At 71.4% G+C, this 19,835-nt stretch carries 16 protein-coding genes; 12 read left to right on the forward strand and 4 right to left on the reverse strand.

Translation table 11 applies throughout. From position 1 onward, the window contains the following. The first annotated feature begins 19 nt into the window (after window positions 1–19). Genes KME78_RS45950 through KME78_RS45960 form a run of 3 tightly spaced genes read left to right on the forward strand, consistent with a single transcriptional unit; the run spans window position 20 to window position 2,719 of the window. Window positions 20–817 carry a family 3 encapsulin nanocompartment shell protein gene (locus tag KME78_RS45950; RefSeq protein WP_219536270.1) on the forward strand — a complete coding sequence of 266 codons (798 nt, stop codon included), beginning with the start codon at window positions 20–22 and terminating at the stop codon, window positions 815–817. Between the two features lie 13 nt (window positions 818–830). After that, a complete protein-coding gene (locus KME78_RS45955; RefSeq protein WP_219536271.1) occupies window positions 831–1,595 on the forward strand; it encodes an SDR family NAD(P)-dependent oxidoreductase in 765 nt (254 codons plus the stop codon). Next, window positions 1,592–2,719, forward strand: coding sequence for an MFS transporter (locus KME78_RS45960; protein ID WP_219536272.1), 1,128 nt, complete (start codon window positions 1,592–1,594; stop codon window positions 2,717–2,719). Before KME78_RS45955 ends, KME78_RS45960 begins: the two co-directional genes overlap by 4 nt. On the opposite strand, the gene KME78_RS45965 is transcribed toward KME78_RS45960, so the two are convergent. The 3 genes from KME78_RS45965 to KME78_RS65260 form a co-directional block, all read right to left on the reverse strand. Further along, window positions 2,716–3,387, reverse strand: coding sequence for a response regulator (locus tag KME78_RS45965; RefSeq protein WP_246653384.1), 672 nt, complete (start codon window positions 3,385–3,387; stop codon window positions 2,716–2,718). The genes KME78_RS45960 and KME78_RS45965 overlap by 4 nt on opposite strands. 150 nt (window positions 3,388–3,537) lie before the next feature. Next, window positions 3,538–4,095 carry an NUDIX domain-containing protein gene (locus KME78_RS45970; protein ID WP_219536274.1) on the reverse strand — a complete coding sequence of 186 codons (558 nt, stop codon included), beginning with the start codon at window positions 4,093–4,095 and terminating at the stop codon, window positions 3,538–3,540. A gap of 58 nt (window positions 4,096–4,153) precedes the next feature. Further along, window positions 4,154–4,711 carry a cupin domain-containing protein gene (locus tag KME78_RS65260; protein WP_308127381.1) on the reverse strand — a complete coding sequence of 186 codons (558 nt, stop codon included), beginning with the start codon at window positions 4,709–4,711 and terminating at the stop codon, window positions 4,154–4,156. A 210-nt stretch (window positions 4,712–4,921) separates the two neighbouring features. Here KME78_RS65260 and KME78_RS65265 point away from each other — a divergent pair, with 210 nt between their 5' ends. Genes KME78_RS65265 through KME78_RS46000 form a run of 5 tightly spaced genes read left to right on the forward strand, consistent with a single transcriptional unit; the run spans window position 4,922 to window position 12,901 of the window. After that, window positions 4,922–6,784, forward strand: a complete 1,863-nt coding sequence (locus KME78_RS65265; protein WP_308127382.1) for an SWIM zinc finger family protein — start codon at window positions 4,922–4,924, stop codon at window positions 6,782–6,784. After that, entirely contained in the window at window positions 6,781–8,115 is a 1,335-nt protein-coding gene (locus KME78_RS45985; protein ID WP_308127383.1) for a DUF5691 domain-containing protein, read from the forward strand. The genes KME78_RS65265 and KME78_RS45985 overlap by 4 nt, the downstream gene beginning before the upstream one ends. Then, complete coding sequence (locus KME78_RS45990) at window positions 8,112–9,176, forward strand: ATP-binding protein (protein WP_219536275.1); 1,065 nt, start codon at window positions 8,112–8,114, stop codon at window positions 9,174–9,176. Before KME78_RS45985 ends, KME78_RS45990 begins: the two co-directional genes overlap by 4 nt. Window positions 9,177–9,222: 46 nt before the next feature. Further along, entirely contained in the window at window positions 9,223–11,745 is a 2,523-nt protein-coding gene (locus KME78_RS45995) for a DUF5682 family protein (RefSeq protein WP_219536276.1), read from the forward strand. Then, a complete protein-coding gene (locus KME78_RS46000; RefSeq protein WP_219536277.1) occupies window positions 11,738–12,901 on the forward strand; it encodes a VWA domain-containing protein in 1,164 nt (387 codons plus the stop codon). Before KME78_RS45995 ends, KME78_RS46000 begins: the two co-directional genes overlap by 8 nt. A gap of 46 nt (window positions 12,902–12,947) precedes the next feature. On the opposite strand, the gene KME78_RS46005 is transcribed toward KME78_RS46000, so the two are convergent. Continuing rightward, window positions 12,948–14,393 carry an MFS transporter gene (locus KME78_RS46005; protein ID WP_219536278.1) on the reverse strand — a complete coding sequence of 482 codons (1,446 nt, stop codon included), beginning with the start codon at window positions 14,391–14,393 and terminating at the stop codon, window positions 12,948–12,950. A gap of 100 nt (window positions 14,394–14,493) precedes the next feature. Here KME78_RS46005 and KME78_RS46010 point away from each other — a divergent pair, with 100 nt between their 5' ends. From KME78_RS46010 to KME78_RS46025, 4 genes are all read left to right on the forward strand, one after another. Beyond that, the gene (locus KME78_RS46010; RefSeq protein ID WP_219536279.1) at window positions 14,494–15,216 is read left to right on the forward strand and encodes a TetR/AcrR family transcriptional regulator; all 723 of its coding nucleotides are present in this window, start codon (window positions 14,494–14,496) and stop codon (window positions 15,214–15,216) included. A 63-nt stretch (window positions 15,217–15,279) separates the two neighbouring features. Continuing rightward, complete coding sequence (locus KME78_RS46015; protein ID WP_246653385.1) at window positions 15,280–16,653, forward strand: MFS transporter; 1,374 nt, start codon at window positions 15,280–15,282, stop codon at window positions 16,651–16,653. Window positions 16,654–16,665: 12 nt separating this feature from the next. Further along, window positions 16,666–17,670, forward strand: coding sequence for an enolase C-terminal domain-like protein (locus KME78_RS46020; RefSeq protein ID WP_219536280.1), 1,005 nt, complete (start codon window positions 16,666–16,668; stop codon window positions 17,668–17,670). 315 nt (window positions 17,671–17,985) lie between these two features. Beyond that, the gene (locus KME78_RS46025) at window positions 17,986–19,806 is read left to right on the forward strand and encodes a class I SAM-dependent methyltransferase (RefSeq protein WP_219536281.1); all 1,821 of its coding nucleotides are present in this window, start codon (window positions 17,986–17,988) and stop codon (window positions 19,804–19,806) included. Window positions 19,807–19,835: the final 29 nt, after the last annotated feature.

Below are 19,835 nucleotides of genomic sequence, written 5' to 3' on the forward strand. Positions count from 1 at the left end.
TCAACGGGGAAGGACAGGCATGTCTCCTGGCGAGGAGTTCGCGTGGGCGGTGGCCGGCTCGCGGAACGGCGGCGACGTCGAGGTACCGTACCGGCTGGCGCTGACCGAGGCGTTCCCGCTGTTCAAGACCCGGCCCCGCTACACGGTCCGGCACCTGCTGAAGAGCGCGAAGGTGGGCGACGGGCAGGTGCCCTACGTCCACGAGGCGCCGCCGTCCCGGCTGGAGCCCTCGGGGACGTCGTACGCCGAGACCCCCGAGTCCGCCTTCGCCGGCAGCCTCCGCGTGGCCGACCTGACCGAGGTCAAAGTCGGCGTGCCCGTGCCGAAGGGGGTGCTCGACGAGCCCGGCCTGCTCGCCGCCTTCGTCGACTACCGTGTGCTCGTCCGGCTGTCCACGGTCGAGAACGAGATCCTGCTGCACGGCTCCGGCGACGGCGCGATCGACGGGCTGCTGCACCTGGCGGACTCGCGGCACGCACCCTTCGACGGCGAGCCCGAGGACGTGCTGACGGCGGCGGCGGCCGAGGTCGAGGAGACCGGCGGCTCGTGCGACGGGATCGTGACCCATCCCGGCCTGTACTGGAAGCTCGTCCGCGACGGGGCGCTCGACCGGCTGGCGACGGCCGGCATCCGCGTCTCGCGCACCCGCATGATCGGCGCGGGGGAGGCGCTGCTCGGCGACTTCCGCGCCGCCGTGACCGTGCTCGACCCCGCGCAGTCCACGCTGCGGCTGCGCAGGGACGCCGAGGTCATCGAGGCGAGCACGCGGGTCGGGCTGGCCGTACACCTGCCGCAGCATTTCCTGCTCGTCTCGTGAGAGGTGTCTGGCCATGGACCTTGGGCTGAACGGACGTGTCGCGCTCGTGGCGGCGGCCAGCAGCGGACTCGGGCTGGCCGTGGCCCGCACGCTGGCGGCCGAGGGCGCGCACGTCTCCATCTGCGCCCGCGAACCCGACCGGCTGGCCCGGGCGCACGCCGAGATCGACGCCGCCGGACCGGGACGGGTGCTCAGCACCAGCGTGGACGTGCGCGACGAGACGGCCGTCGCCAAGTGGGTGCGGCGCACCGTCGACGAGTTCGGCTCGCTGCACATCGTGGTCAGCAGCTCGGGCGGGGTGCCGCACGGGTCGCTGGAGGAGTTCGACGTGCCCGTGTACCGGCGGGCGCTGGAGGACAACACGATCCCGCACGTGAGCGTCGTGCTGGCCGCCCTGCCCCACCTGGACACCGGCTGGGGCAGGGTGCTGATGCTCACCTCCGAGGCGGTACGCCAGCCGCTGCCCCTGACCGGGCTGTCGGCCGTCGCCCGGCTGGGCGTGCTGGGCTTCGCCAAGGGGCTCGTGCCGAGCCTCGGCCCGCGCGGCATCACCGTGAACGTCCTCGCCCAGGGCTTCCACCGCACCCCCGCCCTGGACCACCAGTTCGGCGACGAGGCGGACGCGGCGCTGGCGCGGGTGGCGGAGGGCCTGCCGATGCGCAGGATCGGGCGGCCCGGCGACTTCGGGGCGATCGCCGCGTTCCTGGCCAGTGAGCACACCTCCTTCATCACGGGCGTGGTGCTGCTGGTGGACGGCGGCAACACCCGCGGCCTATGACCTGGGCGCGGACGTTCGCCGGGCTGGTGGCCGCGCTGTTCGCCACGTTCACGGCGTTCGGCGCGGCGGTGCCGGTGATCCCGCGGCTGGTGACGGAGGAACTGGGCGGCACCCCCTTCGCCGTCGGCGCGGCCTTCACCTCGACCGCGGCGGTGACGCTGGCGCTGCGCCCCTACGGCGGGCAGCTCGCGCAGCGGTTCGGCAGCCGCCGGCTGATGCTGGCCGGGGCGGCGCTGGCCGCCGTCATCGGTGCCATGTACGCGCTCCCGTGGGGCCTGCCGGGCCTCATCGCCACCCGGCTGATCATGGGCGTCGCCGAGGCGCTGCTGTTCACCGCGGGGTCGGTGTGGACGGTGCAGCTGGCGCCCGAGAGCCGCCGGGGCCAGATCGTCGGATGGTACGGCCTGGCCATGTGGGGTGGCTTCATGGCCGGTCCCGCCCTGGGCGAGTCGCTGTACCGCCTCGGCTCCTACCCGGCGGTATGGGCCGCCGCCGTGGTCCTGCCGCTCCTCGCCGCCGCGGTACTGAGCCGGCTGCCGGCCGGCGCGCGGGTGCCCGTCGTGTCGCGCAAGCTCATCCCGGGTGCGGCGGTGCTGCCGGGGCTGGCCTTGGGGGCGGGGGCGTTCGGGTACGGCGTATTCGTCGGCTTCGGCGCGCTGGCCCTGTCCACCAGGGGGATCGCGAACGGGCCTGTGCTGCTCAGCGTCTTCAGCGCCGCCTATATCGCCACGCGGCTCGTGGCCGGGCGCCTGCCCGACCGGCTCGGTCCGATGCCGGTCATCGTCGTGTCGAGCCTCGCGGAGGCCATCGGCCTGGCCATGATCGGATTCGCGCCCGGTTGGTGGGTGGCGGCGGCGGGGGCGGTGCTCTCGGGGGCCGGGTTCACCCTGCTCTACCCGTCGCTCGCGATGATCACGATCAGCCGGGCGCCGGAGCCGGAGCGGGGGGCGGCGCTGGGGGCGCTGAGCTCGCTGTACGACATCTTCTTCGGGCTCGCGGGGCTGGTCGGCGGGGTGGTCGCGGACATCAGCTATCCGGGGACGTTCGCGCTGGCGGCGGCCGTGGTGCTCGGCTCCCTGGCCCTCGGGCCGCTGGCGACGCGTCCGGTGTCGTCCGGTGTCTAGGAGGACATGAGGCCGGAGCGGTAGGCGAAGGAGACCAACTGGGCCCGGTCCTTGGCCTTCAACTTCGCGCGGAGCCGGTGCAGATGGGTGCGTACCGTACTCACCCCGATGTACAACTCACCCGCCACCTCCTCGGTCGACCTGCCCTGCGCGACCAGGAGCAGAACCTGCTGCTCGCGCGGCGTCAGTCCGGCCAGCGTGGGCTGGTCCAGCTCGGCGGGCGGGGGCTCCCGCTGCCTGAACCAGTCGACCAGCCGCTGCGTCACCACGGGTGAGAGCATGGTCTGCCCCCGGCCCGCCGCCCTGATGACGGCGACGACCTCGTCCTGCGTGGAATCCTGGGTCAGCAGCCCGTTCGCGCCGGCGCGGAGCACGTCGGTGACCGTCTGATCGGTGTGGTCGACGGTGAACACGACCACGCGGGGCTCGGGGTCCAGCTTCTCGGCCCGTAATCGCTGGATCAGCTCCAGTCCGGACAGTCCGCCCAGCGTCAGTCCGGTGACCACCACCTCGGGATGATGTTTGCGGGCGAGCATGATCGCATGGACTCCGCTGTCAGTGGTCTCGATCACGTTGACGTCGTGCCGGGATGCCAAGATCGTCAATAGGCCGAACCGGGTAATCGCGTATTTATCACAGATAATCACTCTTAGTGACGCACCGCACATGCGAACTCTTTTCCGTGATTTCTGGGCAGCATGTCACATTTGTTCGGTTATGCCGTGGCGCGACGCCAAAAATCAGGGTTTAGGTCCTCTTTCGACTGTGAGCTGGGGGGTTCGTAAGGCGTCCTGTCATGAGTGACGTGTGACGGCGTCCTACTGGGCGGAGAGCAGGAACAGCGTGTAGGCCGCCAGCGTCGCGGCGTCCGTGATCTCGCCGGTACGGATCATGGCCTCGAAGTCGGCGCGACTGAACCACCGGTGCAGCAGGTCCTGCTCCTCGACCTCCAGCTCGTTGGGCCCCGGCTCCAGCTCCGTGGCGACGAACACGTCGAAGACCTGGGACGACATGCCCTTGGCGGAGTTGAGCCGCCCGAGGTGCCGCATGTGCGCCGCCGTCAGTCCCGTCTCCTGACGCAGCTCCTCGTGCGCCAGGTGCTCGGGGTCGCCGGCCTCCTTGTTGGGGAACGCGCCCTGGGGGAACTCCCAAGAACGGGCGCGGATCGGGTAGCGGTACTGCTCCACCAGGTGCAGCCCGTCGTTCTCGATCGGGATGACCAGCGCGTAGTCGGGCTTCTCGACGTAGGAGTAAATGCCCTCGGAACCGTCCAGGCGGCGGATGCGATCCTCGCGCATGAGCAGGTACGGACTTTCATAGACGACCTCGGTCGAGAGGCGCCTGATGGGATGCTCGCTGTCCGGCCGTACGTCCATGGCTCCTACTCGGTTCGCGCGGTGAAGTCGGCGAAGTCGTCCATGATGCCTTCTCGGCTCACGCGGTGAAGTCGGCGAAGTCGAATCCCGGCGAGACGACGCAGCTCACCAGGACCTCCTCGCCGGTGGCCGGCCTGGCCGACTGCCACACACCGCCCGGGACGACGGCCTGCGGCACCTGGCCGTCCTCGACCCGCGGGCCGAGGATGACGGTCTCGTCGCCGATGGTCAGGCTCAGCGGGCCGCCCCGGTGCCACAGCCACACCTCGTCGGACCGGACCACGTGCGGGACCGACTCCTCGCCCGGCCCCAGGAGGAAGTAGATGCCGGTGGCGGAGGAGCGGGCGCCGGGGTAGCCGGCGGGCAGGAAGGAGACGGGCGCCCGCCAGGTCTCGCGGAACCAGCCGCCTTCGGGGTGGGGCAGCAGGTCCAGGGCTTGGGCGATGGGCGGGCGTTCCACGAACGCGATGGCCGCGCCGGTGACGTCACGGCGCAGGAAGCGGGTGCCGTCGAGGACCAGCTGGCCGTCCAGCTCCTTGGCCAGCTCGCTGGCCAGGGCAGTGGCCTCGTCGGCGACCTCGACGGACGGGCCGCTGGGATAGATCGTCAGCTCCACGTGGGTGATCCTATCGAGTTCGGTATTCCGGCTGTGGTGAGGCGTGGCGGGCGCGTCTTCTGCGGCGAGCGGGTCGTCGGCACCCTGGCGCGTGGTCGTGTACCGCTGACAGCCGTGCGACGGGACGACGTCGCCGTAGCATGATGGATCTTCTTCGCGGATCCGGCAGAGCAGCGGTAATTGTCAGTCTGGCTGGCTAGTCTGCGGCAAGTGATCGAACGGTGGAGCCGTGATCAGGTGCTCGCCCTCGCCCCCGACGCCTCGTCCCAGAAGGCGGCGCAGGGTGTGGCGGCGCCTGGCAAATGGACCTTGCGCGGCGTGACTGACGACGTGCTGTTCGGCGCGTGCAAGGGGAGCGGGGCCACGCCTTACATGGCGTGTGTCGACCTCTCCGAGCCCGCATATCGGTGCAGTTGCCCCAGCCGGAAGTTCCCGTGCAAGCACGCGCTCGGGCTGCTGCTCATGTGGTCGGCGGACGGGGTGCCGGCCGCCGACTCGCTGCCGTCGTGGGCGGCGGAGTGGGTCGCCCAGCGCACCGAACGCGCGACCAAGGCGGCGGCCAAGCTCGAGGCCGCCCGCGCCCGCGCCACCGCAGAAGCGGAGACTGACCCGGAGTTGGCTGACGGGCAGGGAAGTGACTCGGCGCCGGACGGTGGGCCGGGTTCGGGCTCGGGTACGGCCTCCGGTCCGGGCGCGGCCTTGGGATCGGGCGAGGGCTCCGACCTGGGCGCGGCCTCGGGCGCTGCGGCGGGCACGGCGGCTGGCGGTGGCTCCGGTCTGGGGGCGGCGGCCACGGGTACGCCGGGTGGTATGCGGAGTGCGGGGGCCGAGTCCGTACGGCATACGCGGGTGGCCACCGGGCTGGCCGAGCTCGAACGGTGGCTGGCCGACCAGGTGCGGCAGGGCTTGGCGGGGACCGACGCCGACGAGTGGGACGAGCTGGCCAAGCGGCTCGTCGACGCCCAGGCGCCCGGTGTCGCCAACACCCTCTCCCGACTGCGGGAGGTGCGCATGGCCGACGATTGGCCGAGTCGGCTGCTGGCCGAATACTCGCTGATCAACCTGCTGGCGGTCGCCTACCGGCGGCGGGCCGAGCTGCCGGGGCCGTTGCGCCAGACCGTCCTGATCCGTGCGGGCTTCCCCGTCGCACGGGAGGACGTGCTGGCTCGGCCGGTGGTGCGCGACCGGTGGCACGTGGTGGGCAGGCGCGACGAGGAGCACGACCGGCTGATCGCTCGCCGGGTCTGGCTCCGGGGCCACGACACGGGCCGGGCGGCGCTGGTCCTCTCGTTCGCCGCCTCCGGCCAGCCGCTCGACGCCTCACTGGTCACCGGCACCACGATCGACGCCGACGTCGCCTTCTACCCGGGCGCCGCACCCCTCCGCGCCCTGGTAGCCACCCGCCACCCCGCCCCTCGCGGCGCCCCCGCCGATCGGGGGCGCCCCGCTGACCCGCTGGCCCTCGCCGACCGAAACCTTCCCTCCGACCAGGACCTCTCCACCGACGGGAGGCGCTCCGCCGACCGGAGTGCTGCCGCTGATCGGAGGGCTGCCGCCGACTTGGGTCTCCCAGCCGACCAGAGCGTCTCCATCGATCCGGGTGCCCTCGCCGACCGAAACCCTCCCCCCGACCGGGACCTCTCCGCCGACCGGAGTGCTGCCGCCGACTCGGGTCTCTCCGCCGACCGGAGCGTCTCCATCGACCCGACTGCGCTCGCCGATCAGAGCGAAGCCGCTGACCCGAGTGCGGTGGACGGTCAGGGGGAAGCCGCCACCCAGGGTGGTCTCGGTGGCCGGGTGCCGCCGGGGGTGTCGCCCGAGGAGGCGCTTGGTGAGATCGCCGCCGCCGTCACCGCAGACCCGTGGACCGACTCCTGGCCTGTCGTGCTGGCAGGCGTGGTTCCCGGCCGCACGTCCGTCGGCGGGTTCCCGCTGCATCCAAGGTGCCGCGACCCGTGGCGGCTGATCGCCGTGTCCGGCGGGCGTCCGGTGACGGTGGCCGCCGAGTGGACGCCGTTGGGCCTGCGCCCGCTGACCACCTGGGCCGACGACGGAACGGCGGTGATCCTGTGACCTGGGAGGACCTGGCCTCGACGGCGCTGGTCGGCACCGACCGCAGACCGTACGAGGGAGAGCTGCTCGAAAGCGCCGCCGTGGAGGTGGTGCGCCGTCGCGCCGGTCAGCGGCTCGGCGAGACGACCGGACAGGAGCAGGCGAACGACGAGGAGTTGCCCGCCGTGACCGCGCGGGCGGCCGAGCGGCTGGCCAGGATCCTGGGCGGCGAGTACGACCGCCTGCTCCCCGAATGGCTGGCCGCCGCGTCCACGTCGGGCCGCAGAGTGCCCCCGTACGTCCTGCCCGAGCTGCTGGACCGAGGCAGGCGCGACCAGTCGATCAGGTCCCACCTCGGCCTGGTCGCCGGGCAGCGCGGCAGGTGGCTGGCCGCCCTGAACCCGGCCTGGGCCTACCTGCTCGAAGAGCCGACCGGCGAGACGTGGGAGCTGGGCAGCTCGGCCGACCGCCGCGCCTACCTGAGCCACCTCAGGAGGCAGGAGCCCAAGCAGGCCAGGGAATTGCTGGAGACGGGCTGGGAGCGCGAGGAGCCCGACGATCGGGCGGCGTTCGTCGAGGTGCTGGCCGATGGCCTGTCCATGGACGACGAACCGTTCCTGGAGCAGGCCCTCGACGACCGCAGGCGAGAGGTGCGCCAGCAGGCCGCCAACCTCCTCACCCGCCTGCCCGAGTCGCGGCTGGCCCAGCGCATGGCCGTACGCGCTCGAAGTTGCCTGACCTTCACCAAGGGCACGATCACCGTCGAGGCGCCCAAAGCGTGCGACGCGGCGATGGAGCGCGACGGCATCCGGGCCAAGCCGCCGAGGGGGATCGGCGAGCGGGCCTGGTGGCTCCAGCAGGTCGTCGCCCGCGCGCCTCTCGGGCTCTGGGGCAGGCCCGCCAGGCTGCTCCAGATGAAGATTCCCGACTGGGACGCCGAGGTTAAAGCCGCCTGGGTGCGTGCGGCCGTGCTGCAGCGGGATCCGGAGTGGGCGCGGGCGATGTTCGCGTGGGACCCGATCGCGGATCTGCTGGAGGCGCTGGGGCCGGACGAGCAGCAGCGGCTCGCCGCCGATTTCGTGAAAGAGCATGACCTGGACAGCCAATTGATCATGGTGCTGGGCGGCGTGTCCTCGCACTGGCGGGAGGGCCTGGCGACGGCCGTCCTCCGCAAGATCATCAAGGTGGCCACCACCCAGCCGTGGAACCTCGGCGAGCTGATCAAACTGGCCGGCGAGCGCATCGACCCGTCGCTCGCCGAGCTGGCCGAAGGCTATTCGCCCGTGCCGCCCATTCAGCAGGTCGCCGCCCTGCTGCGCTTCCGTGCCGACATGTTGAAGGAGCTCTCATGACCGTTCTGCGGCCCCATGCCGAAGACCAGTACGCCGAAGAGCTGGCGGTGCTCGCCAAGGACGACGACCGGACCAGGCCGCCCGGCTGGAAGCTGTCGCCGTGGGCCGTGACCACGTACATCCTGGGCGACGGCCGCCAGATCACCCCGAAGTACGTGGGCGCCCGCCGCATCGTCGAGGTCGCCGTCGCCACCCTGGCCACCGACCGGGCGCTGCTGCTGCTCGGCGTGCCGGGCACGGCGAAGACCTGGCTGTCCGAACACCTGGCCGCCGCGATCAGCGGCGACTCGACCCTTTTGGTGCAGGGCACGGCGGGCACGGCCGAAGAGGCCATCCGCTACGGCTGGAACTACGCGCGGCTGCTGGCCGAGGGTCCGTCCGTGGAGGCGATGACCCCGTCGCCCGTCATGCGGGCCATGGCCGAGGGCCGGATCGCCCGCGTCGAGGAGCTCACGCGCATGCCCTCCGACGTTCAGGACGCGCTGATCACCGTACTGTCGGAGAAGACGCTGCCGATCCCCGAACTCAACCGCGAGGTCCAGGCTGAACGCGGTTTCAACGTGATCGCCACCGCCAACGACCGCGACCGGGGCGTCAATGAGCTGTCCAGCGCCCTGCGCCGCCGGTTCAACACGGTCGTCCTGCCGGTGCCCGCCACCGCCGAGGAGGAGGTCGACATCGTCTCGCGCCGCGTCACCCAGCTCGGCCGCTCGCTGGAACTGCCCGAGACCAGCACGGGGCTGGCGGAGATCCGCCGGGTGGTGACGGTGTTCCGGGAGCTGCGTACGGGGGTGACGGAGGATGGTCGGACCAAGGTCAAATCGCCCAGCGGCACGCTGTCCACGGCCGAGGCGATCTCCGTGCTGACCAGCGGCATCGCACTGGCGGCCCACTTCGGCGACGGTGTGCTGCGGCCCTCCGACGTGGCCGCCGGGATCGTGGGCGCGGTGGTGCAGGAGCCCGTGTCCGACCGGGTGGTGTGGCGCGAATACCTCGAAACGGTCGTCCGCGAGCGCTCCGACTGGCGCGACTTCTACCGCGCCTGCCGTGAGGTCTCATGAGGTACGTCAGCGGTCTCCCGGCCGCCGGCCAGAGGATGGTGCACCTGTGAGCGTCTCGATCCTCGGCGTCCGGCACCACGGCCCCGGCTCGGCGCGCGCCGTGCGGGCGGAGCTCGAACGCCTCCGTCCCGACGTGATCCTCATCGAGGGCCCGCCGGAGGCCGACGCGCTGGTCGCGCTCGCGCCCGAGCTGGAGCCACCGGTCGCGCTGCTCGCACACGTGCCCGGTAAGGCGTCCAGCGCGGCGTTCTGGCCGTTCGCCGGGTTCTCGCCCGAGTGGCAGGCGATCTTGTACGGTACGGCGGCCGGCATCCCGGTCCGCTTCTGCGACCTCCCGGCGTCGCACAGCCTGGCCGAACCCGAGCTCGAACCCGCTCGTGGTCGTGGCTCCGAGGGGGGACCCGACGCTGCCTCCGACCCCGGCCCTGACCCCCTGACGGGACCCGAGCCCACTCCCGGCTCCGAGCCCGCGCTCGACGACGATCCCGAGGGCCTGCGGGTCGATCCGATCGGCGCGCTCGCCAAGGCGGCCGGTTACGACGATCCCGAGCGCTGGTGGGAGGACGTCGTCGAGCACCGGGGCGACACCCCGTTCGAGGTGATCGCCGAGGCCATGGCCGCTGTCCGCGAGGGTCACGAGCCCGGCGAGCGAGAGGCCAGGCGCGAGGCGTACATGCGCAAGACCCTCCGCACCGCCATCAGACAGGGCCACGACCGCATCGCGGTGATCTGCGGCGCCTGGCACGTGCCCGCCCTGACCGCCCCCCTGCCCCCGGCCAAGGCCGACGACGCGCTCCTGCGCGGCCTGCCCAAGGTGAAGGCCCAGCTGACGTGGGTGCCGTGGACGTACGGGCGGCTGGCCTCGTGGAGCGGCTACGGCGCGGGCATCTCCTCGCCCGGCTGGTACCACCACCTGTTCACCGCCCCCGACCGTCCCGTCGAACGCTGGCTGGCCGAGGCGGCGGCGGTGCTCCGTGACGAGGGCCTGCCGGTCTCGTCCGCGCACGTCATCGAGTCCGTACGGCTCGCGCACAGCCTGGCGACCCTGCGCGGACGCCCGCTGGCCGGGCTCGGCGAGGTCACCGAGGCGGCCAGGGCGGTCTTGTGCGAGGGTGACGACCTGGCGGTGGAGCTGATCCAGCGGCGCATGGTGGTCGGCGACCGGCTCGGTCACGTCTCCGACGGGACGCCCATGGTGCCGCTCCAGCGCGACCTGCGTGAGCAGCAGCGGCGGCTCAAGCTGAAGCCGGAGGCGCTCGACCGCGAGTTCGGCCTCGACCTGCGTAAGCCGCTCGACCTCGACCGCAGCCGCCTGCTGCATCGGCTGCGGCTGCTCGGCGTCGAGTGGGGGGTGCTGGGGCAGTCCAGGGGCAAGGGGACGTTCAGGGAGACGTGGACGTTGCAGTGGCGGCCCGAGTTCGACCTGGCGCTCGTCGAGGCGGCGGCCCTCGGCATCACGGTCGCCTCGGCCGCCGCCCAGCGGGCCCGCGACCTCGCCTCGGCGGAGTCGGTGACGCTGGCCGACCTGACCGGGCTGGTCGAACGCTGCCTGCTGGCCGACCTGCCGGAGGCGCTGCCCGAGGTGCTGGCCGCCCTCTCGGCCAAGGCCGCGCTCGACACCGACGTCACCCACCTGATGGCCGCGCTGCCGGCCATGGTCCGCGCCCACCGCTACGGCGACGTGCGTGGCACCTCGGCCGAGGGGCTGGCGGTGATCGTACGGTCCATGCTCGACCGCATCTGCGTCGGCCTGCCGGTCGCGGTCACCGGCCTCGACGACGAGGCGGCGGCCGCACTCCTCACCGGCGTCGACGCCGTCCACACGGCGGTCGCCCTGATGTCAGAGGAGCCCACCGGGCCACCGCCTGGAGAGGCCGCTGGGCAGGAGACGCCAGGGGAGGCCACCGGGTCGCCACCGGATCAGACCGCTGGTCCCTCGCCACAGGCGGCCGCCGGGTCGCCGCCGGACCAGACCGCAGCGTTGTCGCCCGATAGGCCTGCCGGGTCACCGCCCGCGGTGCCGGAGCCGGCCCTCGGGCAGACGGTGGCGGTTGTTCGTCAGGCGTCGCCGCGTAGTCGGTGGCTGGTGACGTTGCGTGGGGTGAGTGACCGTCCCGACCTGCACGGGCTGATCGAGGGACGGCTGACCAGGATCCTGCTCGACGCGGGGGAACTCGACGACGCCGACGCCCGGATGTCGCGGGCGATGTCCAGAGGGCACGCGCCCACCAGGGCCGCCTCGTGGATCGAGGGCTTCCTGGGCGGCGGCGGGCTGCTGCTCGTGCACGATCCGAGGCTGCTCGGCCTGGTCGACACTTGGCTGACCGGGCTGGACGGCAATCAGTTCATCGACGTGCTGCCGCTGCTCCGCCGTACGTTCGGGAGCTTCGCCGCGCCCGAACGCCGGGCGATCGGCGAGCGCGTCCGATCGGCGGAGCGGTCCGAGCGGACGGGGGAGCAGGACGTGGACGAACGGCGGGCGGAGCCGGCCGCGCGGACCGTACTGGCGATCTTGGGGAGAGCACGGATCGACGGGAGAGCGCGGATCGACGGGAGAGACCATGGCTGAGCATGAGCCGATGGATGAGCGCCTGCGCAGGTGGCGGCTGGTGCTGGGCGGTGGCGACGCCGACGGCATCTGTGCCGACAACCAAAGCGGCGGTCTCCAGGGGTCCGACGCGGACATGGACCGGGCGCTGGCCGCCGTGTACGACCGCGACGGCGGCCTCGGCGCGTCCGCGCCCAAGGTGGCGCGGTGGCTGGGCGACATCAGGACCTACTTCCCGTCGACCGTCGTCCAGGTCATGCAGAAGGACGCGATCCAGCGGCTCAATCTCACCAGGCTGTTGCTCGAACCCGAGATGCTGGAGGCCGTCGAGCCCGACGTACACCTGGTCGGCACGCTGCTCGCGCTCAACCGGGTCATGCCCGATCAGGCCCGCGAGTCGGCCAGGGCCGTGGTGCGCAAGGTCGTACAGGAGCTCGAACGCAGGCTCGCCCAGAAGACCAGGGCCGCCGTCACCGGCGCGCTCGACCGCTCGGCCAGGACCCACCGGCCCAAGCGGGTGTCCGACATCGACTGGGACCGGACGATCAGGGCGAACCTCAAGAACTACCTGCCCGAGAAGAACACGGTCGTGCCGTCGCGGCTGGTCGGCTACGCGCGCAGGCAGCGGTCCGTGCAGCGCGAGGTGGTGCTGGCCATCGACCAGAGCGGGTCGATGGCCGCCTCGGTGGTGTATTCGAGCGTGTTCGGCGCCGTGCTGGCCTCGATGCGGTCGCTCAAGACGTCGCTCGTGGTGTTCGACACGGCGGTGGTCGATCTGACGGATCAGCTGCATGATCCGGTCGAGCTGCTGTTCGGCACGCAGCTCGGCGGCGGTACGGACATCAACCGGGCCATCGCCTACAGCCAGGGTCTCATCACCCGCCCGGCCAACTCGATCTTCATCCTGATCAGCGACCTCTACGAGGGCGGGGTGCGGCAGGAGATGCTGCGCAGGGTCGCCGCGATGACTCAGGCGGGCGTCCAGGTGATCGTGTTGCTGGCGCTCTCGGACGAGGGCGCGCCCTTCTACGACCACGAGAACGCCGCCGCGCTGGCCGCGATGGGGGTGCCCGCCTTCGCGTGTACGCCCGACGCGTTCCCGGACCTGATGGCCGCCGCGATCGAGCGCCGCGACATTGCCCAGTGGGCCGAACGGCACGTCGGCCTGGGTTCCTGAAAGCGAAAAGGGTCGCGACGCGAGGTCGCGACCCTTTCCAGCGGGGTCAGTGCCCGGTCTGCTCCGCGAGAGCCTTGCGGGGCAGCAGGTACGCCAGGACGAAGGTCAGCGCCAGCAGCCCGATCTCCACCCAGACGGTCACCTGCATCGCCGAGCCGAAGCTCCACTGGCTCTTGAGCAGGTCGAAGAAGAGCGTGCCCAGCAGGGCGCTGCCGAGCGCGCCGCCGAGCTGCTGGGTCGCGGTCAGCGTGCCCGACGCCGAGCCCGACTCGTGCGGCTCGACCCCCGAGAGCACGATGTCGAAGAACGGCGCCATGGTCAGGCCCATCCCGATGCCCACGAAGGCCAGACCGGGAGCCAGCTGCCAGGGGCTGACGTCGGTCCCGGCCAGGTGGATGGTCACGCCCAGCACCGCCGCGCCCACCGCCATGACCGCGGTGCCGATCTGCAGCAGGCCGCGGCCGAGCTTCTCCTGCAGGCCCGACATGGCCAGGCCGAAGCCGACCACGCCGCCGATGGCCTGCGGCAGGCCGGTGAGGCCGGCCTTGAGCGGGCTGTAGCCGAGCCCGACCTGGGTGTAGAGGGTGAAGACGAGGCTGAGGCCGATCATGCCGGTGAAGAAGGCCAGCCCGGCCACCAGCCCGCCGGTGAAGGCGCGCTTGCGGAACAGGCTCGGCGTGATCAGCGGGTCCTTCCCGGACGCGGCGCGGCGGCTCTCGTACCGGCCGAACACGGCGAACACCACGATCGACGCGGCCATCGACACGAACGTCCAGGCGGGCCAGCCCAGGTCGCGGCCCTGGATGAGCGGGAAGATCAGCAGGAACGCTGCCGCCGACACCAGCAGTATGCCGACCAGGTCGAGCCGGGTGGCGTTGGAGAGCCTGAACTCCGGCAGGAACCGCATCCCGGCCAGCGCGGCGGCCAGCCCGAGAGGCAGGTTGATCAGGAAGATCATGCGCCAGCCGGTGCCGAACAGGTCGGCGTCCACCAGCCACCCGGCCAGGATCGGGCCGCCCACGGACGAGATCGTCATGACCGGGCCGAACATGCCGAACGCCTTGCCCATCTCCTTCGGCGGGAACATCTCCTTGATCAGGCCGAGCCCCTGCGGCAGCATCACGGCCCCGAACAGGCCCTGCACCACCCGGCTGGCGATCAGCATCTCCGGGTTGGCGGCGATCCCGCACAGCAGTGAGGCGGCGGTGAAGCCCAAGGCGCCGATCACGAACATGCGCTTGCGGCCGTAGAGGTCGCCGAGCCGGCCGCCGGTGATCAGGCCGACGGCCATGGCCAGCGTGTAACCGGCCACCAGCCACTGCACCATGCTCGACGAGCCGCCCAGATCCTTCTGGATGGTCGGCGCGGCGATGGAGGTGACCAGCGCGTCCAGCAGGTCCATGACCTCGGCGGCCAAGATGACGAACAACGCGACCCAGCGCCAGCGGTAAGGCTGGACCTCCGAGGCCGCTTGGGGGGCGGTGATGGTCATGTGGACTCCTTGGCTAGAACATCGTTCTTTCAACGAACATCGTTCGCTACGAACACCGTTTTAGTGGCGAACGCCGTTCGTGTCAAGTACAGTGTTCGTCATGGGAAGCAACGAAGACGTCCCGACCCCGCCGTGGCGCAAGGCGCGTAAGCCGGTCCCGCTCAAGCCGCAGCTGAGTCAGGATCTGATCGTCGAGACGGGGCTGCGGATCATGGACGCCGAGGGCCTCGACGGGCTGAGCATGCGCCGCGTCGCGCAGGAGCTCGACACCGGGCCCGCCTCGCTCTACGCGCACGTCGCCAACAAGGAGGAGCTCCTGGAGCTCATCTACGACCGGGTGCTCGGCGAGATCCGGCTGGCCGAGCCCGACCCGGCCCGCTGGAAGGAACAACTGCGCGACTACGCGATGGAGTGGTACCGGGTGCTGGGCAGCCACGCCGACGTGGCCAGAGCGGGGCTGGCCAACATCCCCACCGGCCCGAACGCGCTGCGGATCAGCGAACACGTCTTCGGCATGCTCATCGACGCGGGCATGCCACCCCGTGACGCCGCGCTCGCCGTCGACCGGCTCGCCCTCTACATCTCCGGGGACGCCTTCGAGGGCTCGCTGCACTTCGCCAAGATCCGGGCCGCTGGCCTCAGCATGGAGGAATACTTCACCACGTTCGTCGGGACCATCGAGAGCTACTACCGCTCACTGCCTCCCGAGCGGTTCCCGCACATCACCAAGCACCTCGACGACCTGATGGCCGGGGATGGCCGCGCGCGCTTCGAGTACGGCCTCGATCTGCTCCTCGACGGACTCGAGGCCCGGATGCCTTAGGCCCAATGACCTAGGGCCGCCGCCCGATGTGCTGACCAGGGTGTTCGCCATAGCGTGCCGGGCATGACCACAACTGTTGAAGCACCTCCCGTCAGCGTGGTGTCGGCGAAATATCGGGCGCTCAGCGTGGGGCTGGTGGCGCTCGTCATGCTGGTGGCGTTCGAGGCGATGGCGGTGGCGACGGCGATGCCCGTCGTGGCGCGCGACCTCGGCGGCATGCACCTGTACAACCTGGCCTTCAGCGCCACCCTCGCCGCCAGTGTGATCGCCACCGTGCTCGGCGGCAGATGGAGTGACGTGAAGGGCCCGCTGGTGCCGGTCGGGTCCGGGGTGGCGGCCTTCGTGGCGGGGCTGCTGGTGGCCGGGTTCGCGCCGAACATGGAGGTGTTCGTCGCCGGGCGGTTCATCCAGGGGCTCGGCGCGGGCCTGATCCAGGTGGCCCTGTACGTGCTCGTGGCCAGGGTCTATCCGGGTGAGATGCATCCCAAGGTGTTCGCGCTGTTCTCGGCCGCCTGGGTGGTGCCCTCCATGATCGGCCCGGCCATCGCGGGGTTCGTGGTGGAGAACGCCGACTGGCGGTGGATCTTCCTCGGCGTCTCCCTGATCGTCGTGCCCAGCGCGCTGCTGCTCTGGCGCGGCACCGCGGGCGCCGGCCTGACCGGCGGCAACGCCGAGCCCGCCCCCGGCCTCGGGCGCAAGCTGATCTGGGCCACGCTGACCGCCGTGGCCGCCGCGCTGATCCAGTACGGCAGCGCGCTCCAGCTCCGCGGCCTGCCCCTGCTCGCGGCCGGGATCGTCCTGCTGGCCGTGTCCCTGCCCAGGCTGCTGCCCCGCGGCTCGCTCAGGGCCGCCCGCGGGCTGCCGACCGCCCCCGTGCTCCGCGGCCTGGCCTACGGCTCGCTGATGGCGGCCCAGGTCCTCATCCCGCTCATGCTGATCAACGAGCGTGACCTGACGCCCACCGGCGCGGGCATCGTCCTGACCGTCGGCGCGCTCGGCTGGTCCACCGGGTCCTGGATCAAGGGCCGCGGCGGCATCAGCCACCTGGCCGCCCTGCGCGGCGGCGCCCTCATGATCGCCACCGGCATCGCGCTGATCTCGCTCGTGCTGATCGACTCCGTGCCGATCGCTCTGGCGTACGTGGCCATGGCCATCTCCGGGCTCGGCATCGGCGCGCTGCACCCCACGGTGTCCGTAATGGTGCTGGAGATGTCCGCGTCGGGGGAGGAGGGCCAGAACACCGCGGCGCTCGGCGTCGGCGAGTCCGTGTTCACCGTCGTCGCCGTCGCGGTCACCGGAGCCCTGTTCACGGCCACCGGCGAGACCTATCTGGTGGGCTTGGCCTTCACCTTCACCCTCGCGATCCTGGCCGCGGCCGTGGCTCCGCGTTTTGCCCAGCACACGAAGGCAGGCACACTGGAAGGAGTCATTGCGTAGAAGTGGGGTTACATGCCGCGAGTGCGGGAGCTAGAGGTCTTCCGGCTGGTCCTGCCGTACGGCAGGCGGACGGAGAGCCTGCTCGTCAAGCTCACCGACTACGCCGGCATGACCGGCTGGGGTGAGGCGCTGGCCCCCCAGCCCAAGACCTGGGCCCAGCTGGAGGAGTCGCTGGGCGCCCAGCTCATCGGCGTCGACTGGGAGCACCCCGACGCCGTCCCGATCAGCGACCCGGCCGTCGACATGGCCTGCTGGGACCTGTGGACCAGGATGCGCGGCGTCCCGCTCGCCGAGGCGATCGGCGGCACCCGCACCTCCCTGGTGGCGACCGTCCGGCTCGAACCCGATCCCTCCCTGGAAAGCCTGGTCTCACGGGTCAATCAGCAGGTCTGCGCGGGCTACGGCCATGTGACGCTCGACGTCCGTCCCGGCTGGGACGTCGAGCCGGTGCGGGCCGTACGACTCGCCTATCCGGCCCTGACGCTGGCTGTCGACGGCGGGTGCGCCTATTCCGAGGGCGGCCAGCTCGCGGCGCTCGACTCCTACGGCGTCGAGGTCATCGAACGGCCCTTCCCCATCGGCGACGTCTACGCGCACGCCGCGCTGCAGGACCAGGTGACGGCGTCGGTGGCGGTCGAGGTGCGCTCGCCGGCGGAGCTCGACGACTACCTGACGCTGCGGGCCGGGCGGGTGCTGCTGCTGCGGCCCACCGCTTTCCGCTCGCTCAGCGAGGTCCGCCGTACGCACGACCGGGCCGCCGCGGCCGGCTGGGACATCCAGTGCGCGGGCGGCCAGGGCGCCGGGCTGGCGCGGGCGGCCACGGTGGCGGTGGCCAGCCTGCCGGGATGCACACTGCCGTGCGACGTGACGCAGCCGCCGCGCAACAACCAGATCGTGACTCCGATCGTGGGGGCGAACGGCGGGGTGGTGGCGGTCCCGCTGACCCAGGCGGGCCTGGGACACGTCATCGACGAGGCCCGGGTACACCGGATGGCCAAGGACTCCTTTCGCGCGTGACGGCTACGTGATCTAGCCCCTCTACCTTTATCCCGAAATTTCGCGATAAAGGGGCTTGTAGTGGGGGATGTACCGGCGTTAACCAGGTGGCGGACGCTTGTCGTCATCCTGCGCGTGAACCCCGGTGGCCTGGGACCGGAGTGGCTGCAACTGCTCATCCGTCTGGCCGCGGTCGGTGCTGTGGGGGGCGCGCTGCTGTATGTGCTCTGGCCCCTCCAATTCCCGATGTCGCTGTTGGCAGTGCCGACCCTCGCCACATGCCTGATTGCCGGAGCCATGGCCTGGTGGCCTCGGGGCAGGTGGAGATACCCGCGCTTGCCTCTGGACGATCAGCCGCGGCTCCGTCGCATCCTCGACTCGGCGTTCGAGGAGGCTGGCTGGCGGCCCACCTCGGTCAAGGTCAGGCTGAGTGCCTGGCCTCGCATGGTGGCATGGCGCGTCCGCCGCGACGGATGCCTCTTCTACCTGGGCCTGCCGCTGCTCATGGGGCTGGACGAGGACGATCTGCGTGCTCTGGTCATCAGGGAGATCAACCTCGCACGGTCGGTGTCCTGGCGTATGCGCTGGATCCTCCTCCTCAATCTCCTGGACCGGGGTCGGGAGGAGGAAGGCAAGTCGTTGTCACAACGGGAGTGGCTGCGCGTACATGCTCACCGGATCCGCAGCGATCTCTGGTCGGCGACCGCCGAACTGGTGGGATATGACGTGCTGGCCCGCGCCACGCGGCGCGAGTGCATGGTGAACCGCGCCTTCTTCTGGCACCTTGAGAGGTACGCATTCCCCGCGATGTCGCCTGAATGGGGTTACCTCTCAGACATCTACCAGGGCTTCCTCTGGAAGATCAGGGACGATGGCCTGCTCGCGCGGATGCAGCCGAACGTCGACGCCTCCATGGCGGAGGGGATGGACCGCTACGAGGCGAGGTTGTTCCAGGAGCTCGGCTGGAAGGCCGGCGAGCCCGTCGAGGTGGTGACCGACCCGGTCGTCTCCGGGGTCACGGAGAACCTGGAACGCCGGCTCGGGCAGGTCGTCCTGTGGGAGCGCACCAAGGCCGCCAACCCTCGCATCCCGCCCCTCTCCCTGCATGACGTGCCCTGGGAGTCATGGGGCTCGATCCATGCGCACGGCCGGGACCAGATCATCGCCGCCGCGCGCACGCTGCTCGGGCGGGAGGCCACCACACGCGACGTCGTCCAGCTGGCCGTCGACGGCCGGGCGGGCGAGCTCTCCTGGGGGCACGCTGATCCGTGCCCTCACCCCAGCCCGGCCGCCTGCGTGCTGATCCCGTTCTTCGACGGCGCGCTGCGGCGGATGGGCTATGTGGCCGATGCCCTCCAGCACCGCAGCCTCGTCGGGCCTCTGGGCGATACGGTCGATGTGGTGGCACTGGCTGACAGAGCAGGGCAGGGATTGCCGTACGGACTCGAACTTGGAGTGACTATGACGGATCGGGACCCGGACGCGGATTCCCGGCGGCTGGCGGCGGAGTCGCTGGCGGCCGGCGACCCGACGGGCTGGTTCGAGCGCCTGTACGCGGAGTCGGAGACGGGCGAGGCGATCGTCCCGTGGGACTCGCAGAGGCCCCACCCGCTGCTCGCCGAGTGGCGCTTGGGTTCGGAGGCCGGGGTGGGCCGCCGGGCGCTGGTGGTCGGGTGCGGGTTGGGCGACGACGCCGAGTACCTGTCGCGGTTCGGCTACGACACGGTCGCCTTCGACGTCAGCGAGTCGGCCGTACGCCTGGCCATGGAGCGTTTCCCGGCCTCCACGGTGGACTACCGTGCCGCCGACCTGCTCGCCCCGCCCAAGGAGTGGCGCCACGCGTTCGACCTGGTGGTGGAGATCATGACCGTCCAAGCCCTTCCGGAACACCTCCACGCACCGGCCATCGCCTCGGTCGCCGGCTTCGTCCGGCCGGGTGGCACGCTCCTGGTGATCGCCTCGGCCCGCGAGGAGGGCGGCCCGGTGTTCGCCCCGCCGTGGCCCCTGACCCCGTCCGAGATCGCGTCCTTCGCATCGGACGGCCTGATCGCGGACCAGATCGAGGACCTCCGCGACCCGGAACGCCACCGCTGCCGCGCCACCTTCCGCCGCCCGCCGCCTCCTGACCCCGCACCTGTCGCTGGTGGTCGGACATAGAACCGACCGCCCGTTGGACGATCTCCATG

Origin of the sequence: Nonomuraea guangzhouensis, assembly GCF_019396345.1 — a bacterium.
In the GTDB taxonomy this organism is placed as follows: Bacteria; Actinomycetota; Actinomycetes; order Streptosporangiales; family Streptosporangiaceae; genus Nonomuraea; species Nonomuraea guangzhouensis.

What these genes read in the sequence shown, in the direction of transcription:
- KME78_RS46005 (WP_219536278.1), bottom strand. Translation starts at nt 14,393, where the DNA reads ATGACCATCACCGCCCCCCAAGCGGCCTCGGAGGTCCAGCCTTACCGC.
- KME78_RS45950 (WP_219536270.1), top strand. Translation starts at nt 20, where the DNA reads ATGTCTCCTGGCGAGGAGTTCGCGTGGGCGGTGGCCGGCTCGCGGAAC.
- KME78_RS45955 (WP_219536271.1), top strand. Translation starts at nt 831, where the DNA reads ATGGACCTTGGGCTGAACGGACGTGTCGCGCTCGTGGCGGCGGCCAGC.
- KME78_RS46015 (WP_246653385.1), top strand. Translation starts at nt 15,280, where the DNA reads ATGACCACAACTGTTGAAGCACCTCCCGTCAGCGTGGTGTCGGCGAAA.
- KME78_RS45970 (WP_219536274.1), bottom strand. Translation starts at nt 4,095, where the DNA reads ATGGACGTACGGCCGGACAGCGAGCATCCCATCAGGCGCCTCTCGACC.
- KME78_RS46000 (WP_219536277.1), top strand. Translation starts at nt 11,738, where the DNA reads ATGGCTGAGCATGAGCCGATGGATGAGCGCCTGCGCAGGTGGCGGCTG.
- KME78_RS45965 (WP_246653384.1), bottom strand. Translation starts at nt 3,387, where the DNA reads ATGTGCGGTGCGTCACTAAGAGTGATTATCTGTGATAAATACGCGATT.
- KME78_RS45990 (WP_219536275.1), top strand. Translation starts at nt 8,112, where the DNA reads ATGACCGTTCTGCGGCCCCATGCCGAAGACCAGTACGCCGAAGAGCTG.
- KME78_RS46020 (WP_219536280.1), top strand. Translation starts at nt 16,666, where the DNA reads ATGCCGCGAGTGCGGGAGCTAGAGGTCTTCCGGCTGGTCCTGCCGTAC.
- KME78_RS45960 (WP_219536272.1), top strand. Translation starts at nt 1,592, where the DNA reads ATGACCTGGGCGCGGACGTTCGCCGGGCTGGTGGCCGCGCTGTTCGCC.
- KME78_RS46010 (WP_219536279.1), top strand. Translation starts at nt 14,494, where the DNA reads ATGGGAAGCAACGAAGACGTCCCGACCCCGCCGTGGCGCAAGGCGCGT.